The organism is Algibacter miyuki (assembly GCF_030409805.1).
Lineage (GTDB): Bacteria > Bacteroidota > Bacteroidia > Flavobacteriales > Flavobacteriaceae > Algibacter > Algibacter miyuki.
The window spans coordinates 494,829-506,400 of the sequence record NZ_JAUFQP010000007.1; the positions used below are offsets into that span (position 1 = coordinate 494,829).

The window sequence follows — 11,572 nt, forward strand, 5'->3', positions numbered from 1 at the left end:
TCGATTCAAAGATATTTATTACTAACGAGTTTTGCTTTAAAAAAATATATTATACCAAATAAACTTTAGAACTGCGACTACAAACCCAGATTGCTGAAAACGAAAAAGCTTCCTACAAAAATGCAGAAAGCTTTTAAAATTATTTAAGATCACTTGTATGCCGTAAAAAAGTATCGCTAGTTAAGATTATTCATCTTAACAAAATTCGTCCTAATTACAATACAGAAAACAAGTGACTCCTTCTAAAATTTTAAACAACACCTTGCGCTAACATGGCATCGGCAACTTTTACGAAACCAGCAATATTGGCACCACGAACATAATCGACATAGCCATCTTCATCTTCTCCAAATTCCAAACATGATTTATGAATATCCGACATAATATCTTTTAATTTCGTATTCACTTCTTCTCTAGTCCATTTAAAACGCAGAGAATTTTGGGTCATCTCTAAACCAGAAGTAGCAACACCACCTGCATTAGACGCTTTACCTGGAGCAAATAATATTTTTGCATTATGGAACACTGTAATAGCCGCTTTTGTTGATGGCATATTAGCTCCTTCACTTACACAAATACAACCATTATCTACTAATGCTTTAGCATCAGCTTCATCCAATTCATTTTGAGTTGCACATGGCAAAGCCACATCACATTTCACATTCCAAGGCGTTTTTCCTTTAACGAAAGTTGCATTGGGATAGCTTTCTAAATACTCGCTAATTCGACCTCGTTTAACGTTTTTAAGTTCCATAACAAAAGCTAGTTTTTCGGTATCGATACCGGCTTCATCATAGATATAACCTGAAGAATCAGAAAGCGTAAGCACTCTTCCTCCCAATTGAAGCACTTTCTCTGCTGCATATTGCGCTACATTACCAGAGCCAGAAATAACTACATTTTTTCCTTTAAAGTTGTCTCCTTTAGTTTCAAGCATTTTCTCGGCGAAATATACATTACCATAACCTGTGGCTTCTGGTCTAATTAAAGAACCACCCCAAGACATGCCTTTTCCGGTTAAAACTCCAGTAAATTCATTTCTAAGTTTTTTGTACATCCCAAATAAAAAGCCAATTTCTCGAGAACCAACACCAATATCTCCCGCAGGAACATCGGTATTTGGCCCAATATGTCTAAATAATTCTCCCATAAAAGCATGGCAAAATCTCATAATTTCATTATCACTTTTTCCTTTCGGATCAAAATCACTTCCACCTTTTCCACCACCCATTGGCAATGTGGTTAAACTATTTTTAAACACTTGCTCGAAGGCTAAGAATTTAAGAATACTCATATTTACTGTAGGATGAAAACGTAAACCACCTTTATATGGACCAATGGCAGAATTCATTTGAATTCGATACCCTCTATTTACTTGAATTTCACCAGAATCGTCTACCCAGCACACTCGAAATGTAATAACGCGTTCTGGTTCTACCATTCTTAACAAGATGTTTTTTCCGTAATAAATATCATGCTTTACAATATAAGGAATCACGGTTTCTGCAACCTCTTCTACCGCTTGTAAAAATTCAGGTTCATCTCCGTTTCGTTCTTTAACTAAGTCTAAAAATGCTTTAATATTATTTTTCATTTAATATAAATGGTGTTATAATTTATAGAATAAACAATTATTTGACACAAATATACGTTATCTTTAAAAATATAGCGAATTTATTTGATAATTCGCAAAGAGTAATTTCTTACATATAATACGTTTCATATTAAAATTTGGTAGTTCAATGAGTTTCTTTATATTTGTCTTTATTAATGCCTCAAAACAAGAACACTTATTATGCTTAACTTAAAACGTTTAGCTTGTTTCATCTGCTTGCTTGTTTCTTACCAAACAGCATTTGCGCAGTTAGGATTTTCACATGAAATAGGTGTTATAGCAGGTCCCGTTGAATTCCGATCAGATTTCGGACAGCGTGACGACACGAAAACCAACTTCGGAAACTCAGGTTTCGGGATAGGTATTGTGCATTATTTAAACTTTTCCTATAGCGCAGATTGTAATTGCTATACCACGGATAGTTATTTCAATGATCATTTCAAACTTAGAAATGAAATATCTTACAATAAAACAAATTTACAACACGAAGGTCAATGGGTAGACCCGAGTAAAACATCCGAAGAAGCTAAACGCTTAAGAGGCCATACAGGTGTTGCCGAAAATTTTGATATTGGTACTCAGTTAGAATTTTTCCCATTAAGTATTAGATCGTTTCAATCGTTTCAACCACGAATAGCTCCATTTATAAGTTTTGGTATTCATTACACGTCGTTTTCTCCAAAAGCAACAACTACATACGCCAATGCAGACCCAACCGCCATTGGAGATATTACGGATGCTAGCAACTTTTATTCCAGTTGGGATCCAGGCTCGATAGATACAGCTCCAGGTGGCACATGGTCTACAGTAACAAGTCTTGGAATGCGATATAAATTAGATAAAATGTCGGATTTAATGATTGATTTAAGATGGCAATACTATTTTAGCGATCGTGTGGACGGCCTCGACCATCAATTAGAGTATAATAAAAATAATGATTGGCTGCTTTGGTTTAACGTAGGCTACATCTTTTATTTAGATTAACCTGCACTGTTTTAGCTTACTTACCATACTTCTCTATATATTATTAAATATTACCAGCTTTTCATGCGGTGTATTCAAATGCAATAATTATCTTTAATGTTGCAAATAACATCCCTTATGCTGAAATCAAATTCCTTTCTATTATTCTTTTGTTTTATCTTACTTTTCAACTGTAAAAAAGACATTGCTCTTACTTTTGACGACCAAAACATTTCAACCGAAACTAATACTATTGTTGAAGTTAATATTCCGAAAGCTATTGGAAATGAAGCCATTTCTGAAGTTATAAATTCTGAAATTGAACGTGTTGTTATTTCACATTTACAAGTTGGAGATCCTGATAAAATCACTTCAAAATCTATTGAAGAAAGTATTACGGCATTCCATACCGATTTTGAGAACTTTAAATCCGACTTTCCAGAAGCGGCTCAACTATGGGAAGCTCAAATAGACGGTGAAGTTATGTACCAATCGCCAGATGTTATCAGCGTTGCATTAACATCGTACCAAAATACTGGTGGCGCGCATGGTTTATTAAACATCAGTTTTTTAAATTTCGATGCTTCTAGCGGAAAAGTTATTCCTAATACAAGTTTAATAAGAGACCTTCCTGCTTTCAAAAAAGTGGCGCAACCGTATTTTGATCAAGCCATAAAAGAAAAACATGTTTTTGATGACACTAACGATTTTGTTTTGCCAGAAAACATAGCCTATACAGACGATGGTTTAGTATTACTATATAACACCTACGAAATTGCGCCATATTCTACAGGTATTATAGAATTCGCAATTCCGTATAGTGATATTAAAGCGTATTTAGTTTTTGATAGCGCGAGATAAGGCTAAAACATAACCTATATGCATCCCTTCGTGTAAGGTATTAAACTGTAATGCCCCATCAATATTAGTTAACGTATTACCGGTAGTAGACACTGTATACTCGTTGTAATTCTGAAATAATCCGCTTTTGTAATCGGCTTCTAATTGTTGGTAAGTAGAAATTAATAAACCTTTAATTTCATCCACCTCAGCTTGAGAAACAGGACCTTCAGGCTTGGTATCTTTTTTATATTTATCAACCATAGCATCACTAACATGCATTGGCAAACCCGATAGTTTGTAAGCCAATAATTGAGTTGTTACCACCAAATGACCAAAATTCCAAATAATATTATTATTGAAACCTTCTGGTATTTTATTTAAATCTTCTAAAGAATGTTTTTCTAAAAGATCTTTTGAAATATGACGAATATTAGATAAAATGTCGAATGTAAATTGCATGTTTTATTTTTTTGATAAATATACTTCTTAAAGCAAAAAAAGGCTAAGCTTTTTCAAAATTATTAACAACTTCTATTGATTGCATATGTAAAACCTGAAAATTAATCTTATTTTGCTCCAAATAAAAAACCATGAAAAAAGTATATTATTTAAAAACTTGTAGCACTTGTATTCGTATTTTAAAAGAACTTAATCTGCCTTCGGAATTCATACTTCAAGATATAAAAACAGAACCCATAACTGCTGAACAATTAGAAGCTATGGCAGCACTTTCTGGCAGTTACGAATCCCTTTTTAGTAAACGCGCTCAGCTTTATAAAAAGATGGAGCTAAAGAATAAAAACCTCACAGAAAATGATTACAAACAATATATTTTAGAGCACTACACATTTTTAAGTCGTCCTGTTATTATTAATGAAGATGCCATTTTTATAGGAAACGCAAAAAAAACAGTTGAAGCTATAAAGGAAAGTCTTTAATTATATATACAAAATTAAATTACTTTATTTCCTAATCACTGTTTTAATCATACTATGATCGGAATTTTTGGAGTGGATTTTCTCGGAGTTTACGATACGTAAATCTTTAGATACCCAAATATGATCGATGGAAAGTAGCGGTAAACTCCACGGCCAAGTTTCTCTAAATCCATTGCCTTTTTTATCAAAGAAATGAGTGTAATTTTTTTTAAAACCTTTTAAAAATATAGATTCATAAGGTGCATTAAAATCGCCTAAAACCACCGTGTTTTGGGTGTTTTTAATAATAGAGCTTTCAAACTTAAACTCCCAAGCCTTAGGTACATCAAGACTCCCTTGCATATCTACCGAATAAAAATTAACCCCATAGGTATTGAAAGTAATTATAGTAGAACCAAATCTTGATACTTCTTCTTTTACAATATGAATAGGTTGTTTAGAAAAGAGAACAACAAGTTCCTTGTTGCTATAAAAGTAATAATCGGGATACTTTGCTTTTAATTTTTCGAAATTATTGTTTTTAGATTCACTTAAAACCATAACATCCGGGATACCTCCATTTTCTATAAAAGCTTCTTGCAGGCCATCATCTCTAGAGGCATTCCAAAATACCACTTCAATATCGGTAGGTTCAACGGGTTCAGTAAAACTGATGCTAAAGCTAGTAAAAAACCAAAATACAGTTAATAATCCCGCGACTATTAAGTTATATTTTCGTTTTTTCCCAAGAAAAACAGACGCAGCCAAAATAATTAAAATAATAACAGGCAACGGCAACATATAAAACCAAATTGCAAACCTAAACGTGCAATCTTTAATTACAAAATGTAGTAATAACAAAGCCAAAACCAACAGCACATTTACAATAAATGCGAGTTGTTGTAAAACATTAATTATTATCTTAAAAGGAACCCTTTTGCTGCCCACCATGGATGTATTTCAATTTTTAATTGTCCTGCCTCAACCATAGGATCTGCATTTGCTAAACTATCGGCCATTTTTTTTGTTGGTACATTATAAATGGTAACCTCTCTAATATCACCATCGCTACCAAAAGGACCCGAAATATCAGCATACCCCATAGCATACATTTTAGACAGATGTTCTAAATGTGCTGATTGTAAACGAGCACTTTCCTCCTCGTTTTGCGTGTGTATAGGACCTTGCTTTAAGAACGCCATAAAATATTGTTGCATCACTATGGTATCTTGCGTTTCAGGATCTATATAATCCATTACTTTAAAACCTTTAGAGACCAATGCTTCTTTAATTTGTTTTGCTGTCTTTTTCACCTCTTTTACAGGCACTTCAACCTTAAGGGTGTCTTTAACAACAACTGTTTCTTCTGTAGTTGATTTCTCTTTTTTTGAATCGTTATTACACGACCATAATACAAAAACACTTAAAACAGATAGTATTACATTTTTCATTACAAATAATATTTAAGTTATTTATTCCAATTTTTAAAAGGGTGCTTACTGAGTTGCGAGTTATAATAAGCTACTGTTCCTGTAACTTCTTCGCCTAGCCAATCGGGAATTTCAAAAGTTTCATCTTCGGCGCTTAACTCAACTTCCGCAACTATCAAACCAGCGTTATCGCCATAAAACTCATCGACTTCAAAAATATGCTTTCCTAGTTTGACTTCAAAACGTGTTTTATCAATAATGGACGGTTCGCATAATTCTAAAAGCGCTTCGGCTTCATGCTTCGGAATTTCCTTTTCCCACTCAAAACGAGACATGCCTGTTTTAGACGATGCTCCCTTAATGGTTAAAAAACCTTGTTCTCCTTTCAACCTCACCCGAACCGTTCTCGACTTATCCGTATTTAAAAATCCTTGACTAATACGCGTTTTTTTAAAAGCGGCTGCCCTAAAATCTTCCGATGTTACTAAAAATTTACGTTCTATCTCAATCATGACATATTCCGCGAAAGCGAAAATTTTTTAAAAATATTAAGTTTAGGAATCCTCCCTAATTTGGAATTGATAAATTTACGCTATGTTAACCGAACTACCAATAAGAAAAATAATTCATGTCGATATGGATGCTTTTTATGCATCGGTGGCACAGTTGGACAATCCGGATTTAAAAGGAAAAGCTATTGCTGTTGGTGGCATTGGAAGACGTGGCGTGATAAGTGCTGCCAGTTACGAGGCTCGAAAATTTGGTGTAAAAAGTGCCATGTCGGGAAGTTTAGCTGTTAAATTATGCCCAGAACTCATTTTTGTTAAAACCGATTTTGAACGCTACACCTCCATTTCGAAAAAAATTAGAAGTATTTTTCTAGATTATACCGATTTGGTGGAACCACTTTCTTTAGATGAAGCTTACCTCGATGTTACGGTGAATAAAAAAGGCAACCCAAGCGCCTCGAAAATTGCCGAAGAAATTAGAGAACGCATTTATAAGGAAGTTGGTTTAACCGCTTCCGCAGGAATATCCATTAATAAATTTGTAGCCAAAGTAGCTAGTGATTACAACAAGCCTAACGGACAAAAAACAGTGAATCCTGAAGAGGTGATTCCGTTTTTGGAAACCTTAGAAATTAGAAAGTTTTATGGCGTTGGTAAAGTTACAGCCGAAAAAATGTATCAAAAAGGCATTTTTACAGGGTTGGACTTAAAAGGAAAGTCGCTCGAATTTTTAGATACGCATTTTGGTAAATCGGGTCGTTACTATTACAATGTGGTTCGCGGCATTCATAACAGTGAGGTGAAACCCAACCGCATTAGAAAAAGTTTGGCCGCCGAACAAACCTTTAGCGAAAATTTATCTTCGGAAGTTTTTATGATGGAAAAATTAGAACTCATTGCTGAAGAAATCTCTAAACGACTAACAAAAAACAAGGTCTCTGGAAAAACCATTACTTTAAAAATAAAATATAGCGACTTTACCCTGCAAACCCGAAGTAAAACCTTGCCTTATTTTATTAGTGATAAGCACCTTATTTTAGATACGGCAAAAGATTTATTGTATCAGGAAAAAATGACAAATTCGGTACGTTTATTAGGTATTTCACTTTCTAATTTAAATACTGAAACCAAAAAAGTTCCAGATCAAAAAAGTGTTAGTGTACAGCTTAAATTCGGATTCTAATTTCCCTAAAGGCTGCATCCAAAAAAGCTAAATTTTAACTTTTATAATAAGTTTTCTGGTACTTTCCTATAGAATTCTTCTTCAAATCCTTCAAAACATCACGGTATTCTTATTTAGATTGATTAAGAATAACCGTAAAATTCTAATAAATCAATAATTTTAGCCCTTTAAAATTTAACAATAATCACAATAACTATTGATACGATAAATTATCAATAAATCCCTTGTTCTTATTTGGACTGAATACAAATAAGATTAATTTTGTTAAAAAATTATTCATGGTTTCAGTTAAAACATTGGTATCCTTTTTATTGTTCACTTTAAGCTTTTCAGCTTTTACCCAAAACGGAGATATCTATGGTAACGTAAAGTTCGACAATAACGAAGTTGTTTTAGGGGCTTACATTATGCTTAATGGCACATCTATAAAAAAAGAAACCAACTCTGGCGTAAATGGTGAGTTTTACTTCAAAAATGTGCCTTACGGAACTTACAGCATTCAATTTCATTCTCTAGACGCTAAAGTAAAAACGATTAACGTTACACTCGATTCCAATAAAAAAGTGGTTACTGCGATTTTAGCATTCACAAAACAACAAGATTTACAGGAGATTCGTGTTAATGGAAAAACAGAAAAAGTCAAAAAAGAAACCCAAGGTTTTGCTGTAAACATTGTAGAAACTAAAGAAGCTAGCCTTAGAAATATTCAAACTAACGAATTACTAAACACCACTGTTGGTGTTAAAATTCGCCAAAACGGTGGTTTAGGCTCGCATGTACAATACACTTTAAATGGACTGTCTGGTGGCTCTGTTCGTATTTTTATTGACGGCATTCCTATTTCAATGTATGGGTCTTCTTTTAGCTTAAACAGTATCCCGCCGTCAATGATTAAAAATATTGAAGTTTACAAAGGGGTAATTCCAGGACATTTGGCAGACGATGCTTTGGGTGGGGCTATTAATGTTGTACTACATAAAGGAACAAAAACTCATTTTAACGCCTCGGTTTCTTATGGCTCTTTTAATACCATACAAACAAGTTTAAATGGTTTGTATCGTTTTGAAAAATCTGGTTTTACCGTAAAAGCATCTGCATTTCATAATTATTCTGATAATGATTATAAGGTTTGGGGTGGCCAAGTTATGGATATCGCCCAAAATGGACGTCAAACTCCCATTACAGCTAGAAGATTTTACGATGCTTACAAGTCTACAGGTGGCATGGCACAAATTGGTTATACCGATGTAAAGTGGGCCGACCAATTTTTAATAGGCTTTACAGGTTCTGAGGATTACAAGGAAATTCAACATGGGGCTTTTATGACGCTGCATCCTTATAAAGGACGATTTAGCGAAACAGATGCCAAACTAGCTAATTTAACATACCAAAAAAAGGATCTTTTTACTGAAGGTTTCGATGTAAATGTAACTGGTTTATACGGAAAGAGAACCACGGTAGTTAACGATACTGTAGCTGCCGCTTATACTTGGAAAGGAGAACGGTTAGTTGGTTTTGATGGAGAATTTCTTGACTATACTTGGGGTTCTCAACAAGAAGGTGGGCCAACTTTAAATACTACAAAAAGAAATGTGGCTTCAATAAGAACTGGACTGTCTTATAAAATTAACAACAATCATAAAGTATTAGTAAACCACATATATAGTGGTCTTGATAGAGAAGATAGTGATGAAATGAAATCGCTTTTAGAAAACACTTTTAAACAAACTAGTGATTTATATAAGAATATTTACTCCTTAAGTTATGAACTAAATACTTTTGAAAACAAACTAAAGCTTAATATTTTCGGGAAACACTACCGTCAAAACGTATTAAATACAATGCCTGTGTTTAATAATGACAACACTGAAGTTATAGATGAAGTTTTTAAAAGCGATACAGACTTTAACGGATATGGCTTTGCGGCTTCTTATGCGATTGTTCCAAAAATTATTCTATTAACTTCCGCAGAAAAGGCTGTCCGATTACCTAATGAAACTGAAGTTTTTGGTGATGTTGCTGGTAATGTTGAAGCTAATTTAGATGTTCAAGCTGAAGTTAGCGATAATTACAATTTCGGGTTCCGATTCGGTAAATTTCATATTGAAAAACATGCTTTCACTATTTCAACCAATTTTTTCACTCGAAACATTGAAAACTTAATTGGTTTTGCTTCAAATGCCGATAGAATTATAGAGAGTAGTGACGAACTTGTTCATTATGATAATTTTGATGAAGGCACAACATCAAAAGGTGTTGAAGCAGAAATAAACTACAGTTACAATAACAACTTAGGGTTTAATTTTAATTTTTCGCGGTTAACATTAGAGTCTAAAAACAGAGCTGGTAATATCGTTGATATACCTAATACACCATTATTTACCATGAATTCTGGTTTACGGTATTCTATTAAGAACTTTCTTCAAAAAGAATCTCGTTTAAACTTATTTTACAACACCTATTTCACAGAAGAATTCTCTTATATCATGAGTCAAGGCACCAATGTTTCTGGTCTTGATGCCTTTTTAGTACCCACTCAATTTATCCAAGATTTAGGACTGAGTTATACCTTCCCAAAGGAAAATTTTGTGGTGAGTTTCGATGCTAAAAACATCTTTAACAAAGCGGCTTACGATAACCAATCAATACAAAAACCGGGGAGAGCGTTTTACTTAAAACTAAATTATACAATAAATAAATTTTAATTTTTTAATACAAATACAATAAACACAACTTGATATGAAACGAAATTTTTTAACTTTAAAAACACTTGCCTTATTTACAACCATTGGTTTAATGACAGCTTGTAGCAGCGACGACGACAATGGTGTTGACATAGAAATACCCGAACAGTCTGAAAGATGGATAACAGTTACTGGCGCTAGAATGGGAACAGACCCAGGAGATGGTAACGGAGGTACATTAATATACGCTATTAGTAATGACGATGCAAAAGACCCAGAAATAGTAGTAGATGTTTTCAATAATGGTTTTGTAGCACCTTCTAACAGAACGGCTAGATTACAAGCTTCAGAAGATGGTAACACCATATTTAACATTAGTTATGCAGGAGATACTGGTGGTAACTATACTAAATATACTGTAGGAGGTGGTCAAAATTTTATACAAACAGGGTCTGAACTAAGTATAGTACCTTATGTTGGAACTGCTCCAAGATGGATAAAATTATTTGATGGAGACCAAACAGGGTCTGCTGTGTATGTATCAACAGAGCACCAAATTGATGATAACGACACTCCAGAAGATGTAACCGATGATACTTATATCCGTACAGAAGCTACCATAGGTGTGGTTTCCTTCGATTTAGTAAATTCTTCAGTTAACAATTTTAAAGAGCTTAGTATCCCTTTAAGCGCAGAAGAAGAAGCTGCAGGTTATTACTTCTCTAGAATTGATATGCCAACTTTAAATGCTGCCGGTGATAAATTATATATTAGTGGTCGTTTAAGTAAAGTTGACCCTACCACTGCATTAAGTGATAGTGGTTATGATATTTTAGGTTCTAAAACTATTGTATTAGATTACCCTACATTATCAAATCCAAAAGTTATTACTTCTACAGTTGGTTACGGAAACACCAATGGTTACCGTAGTATTAATTCTTTTGAATATAACGGTAGCGTTTACCAAGCTAATCAAGGCGATCCAAACGGTTCTCATATCTTAAAAATTGGTTCAAATAATGAATATGATAATTCTTATGTATTTAGCTTAGACGATGCTTTAGGTGTAGAAGACGCTTATATTGTTGCTTGGAGACCAGCTTCAAATGGAAAAGCAGTTGTAGCTTACGAACATGCAGGATCTGCAACAGGACCAGCAAATAAAACACAAGGCTTTTTTGCTTTAGTTGATTTAAACGCTAAAACAGCAACAAAACTGGATGCCATTCCTTCAAGCGAAGATTTATATTTATACCAATACCAAGGTTTTGCTATCTATGAAAACGAAGTATATTTAACCGTAGCGCCAATTGGCCAAGACGGAAATATTTATGTTGTTGATACCGAAACTGGGAATGTTACTAAAGGTGCTCAATTAAAAAATGCAACAGGAAGTCACTTTATTGGAACATTCTAATAACAACCAAT

11 protein-coding genes are annotated in these 11,572 nt (G+C 33.8%); 6 read left to right on the forward strand and 5 right to left on the reverse strand.

Features of this window, described 5'->3' with window-relative positions; genetic code table 11:
- Positions 1-250: 250 nt before the first annotated feature.
- Positions 251-1,594 (reverse strand): NADP-specific glutamate dehydrogenase, encoded by a 1,344-nt coding sequence (gdhA, locus tag QWY92_RS05160; protein WP_290269037.1) that lies wholly within the window; start codon positions 1,592-1,594, stop codon positions 251-253.
- A 201-nt stretch (positions 1,595-1,795) separates the two neighbouring features.
- Here gdhA and QWY92_RS05165 point away from each other — a divergent pair, with 201 nt between their 5' ends.
- Both QWY92_RS05165 and QWY92_RS05170 read left to right on the forward strand, forming a co-directional pair.
- Positions 1,796-2,599, forward strand: a complete 804-nt coding sequence (locus QWY92_RS05165) for a THC0290_0291 family protein (RefSeq protein ID WP_290269038.1) — start codon at positions 1,796-1,798, stop codon at positions 2,597-2,599.
- Positions 2,600-2,716: 117 nt separating this feature from the next.
- Complete coding sequence (locus tag QWY92_RS05170; RefSeq protein WP_290269039.1) at positions 2,717-3,439, forward strand: DUF3298 and DUF4163 domain-containing protein; 723 nt, start codon at positions 2,717-2,719, stop codon at positions 3,437-3,439.
- Here QWY92_RS05170 and QWY92_RS05175 read toward each other — a convergent pair.
- Positions 3,416-3,880, reverse strand: a complete 465-nt coding sequence (locus QWY92_RS05175; RefSeq protein WP_290269040.1) for a DinB family protein — start codon at positions 3,878-3,880, stop codon at positions 3,416-3,418. The genes QWY92_RS05170 and QWY92_RS05175 overlap by 24 nt on opposite strands.
- A gap of 131 nt (positions 3,881-4,011) precedes the next feature.
- Here QWY92_RS05175 and QWY92_RS05180 point away from each other — a divergent pair, with 131 nt between their 5' ends.
- On the forward strand, positions 4,012-4,359 hold the full coding sequence (locus QWY92_RS05180) for an arsenate reductase family protein (protein WP_290269041.1): 348 nt from the start codon (positions 4,012-4,014) through the stop codon (positions 4,357-4,359).
- A 24-nt stretch (positions 4,360-4,383) separates the two neighbouring features.
- Here the strand turns inward: QWY92_RS05180 and QWY92_RS05185 are convergent, their stop codons facing one another.
- From QWY92_RS05185 to QWY92_RS05195, 3 genes are read right to left on the reverse strand one after another with little or no spacing between them, the layout of a single operon-like run.
- The gene (locus QWY92_RS05185; RefSeq protein WP_290269044.1) at positions 4,384-5,289 is read right to left on the reverse strand and encodes an endonuclease/exonuclease/phosphatase family protein; all 906 of its coding nucleotides are present in this window, start codon (positions 5,287-5,289) and stop codon (positions 4,384-4,386) included.
- Positions 5,256-5,789, reverse strand: coding sequence for a YciI family protein (locus QWY92_RS05190; RefSeq protein ID WP_290269045.1), 534 nt, complete (start codon positions 5,787-5,789; stop codon positions 5,256-5,258). The genes QWY92_RS05185 and QWY92_RS05190 overlap by 34 nt, the downstream gene beginning before the upstream one ends.
- Positions 5,790-5,806: 17 nt before the next feature.
- Positions 5,807-6,280 carry a CYTH domain-containing protein gene (locus QWY92_RS05195; RefSeq protein WP_290269046.1) on the reverse strand — a complete coding sequence of 158 codons (474 nt, stop codon included), beginning with the start codon at positions 6,278-6,280 and terminating at the stop codon, positions 5,807-5,809.
- 82 nt (positions 6,281-6,362) lie between these two features.
- Between QWY92_RS05195 and dinB the strand changes: the two genes are divergently transcribed.
- From dinB to QWY92_RS05210, 3 genes are all read left to right on the forward strand, one after another.
- Positions 6,363-7,460, forward strand: a complete 1,098-nt coding sequence (gene dinB, locus QWY92_RS05200) for a DNA polymerase IV (RefSeq protein ID WP_290269048.1) — start codon at positions 6,363-6,365, stop codon at positions 7,458-7,460.
- A 278-nt stretch (positions 7,461-7,738) separates the two neighbouring features.
- Positions 7,739-10,165 (forward strand): TonB-dependent receptor, encoded by a 2,427-nt coding sequence (locus QWY92_RS05205; protein ID WP_290269049.1) that lies wholly within the window; start codon positions 7,739-7,741, stop codon positions 10,163-10,165.
- Positions 10,166-10,199: 34 nt separating this feature from the next.
- A complete protein-coding gene (locus QWY92_RS05210) occupies positions 10,200-11,561 on the forward strand; it encodes a DUF4374 domain-containing protein (protein ID WP_290269051.1) in 1,362 nt (453 codons plus the stop codon).
- The last annotated feature ends 11 nt before the right edge of the window (positions 11,562-11,572 follow it).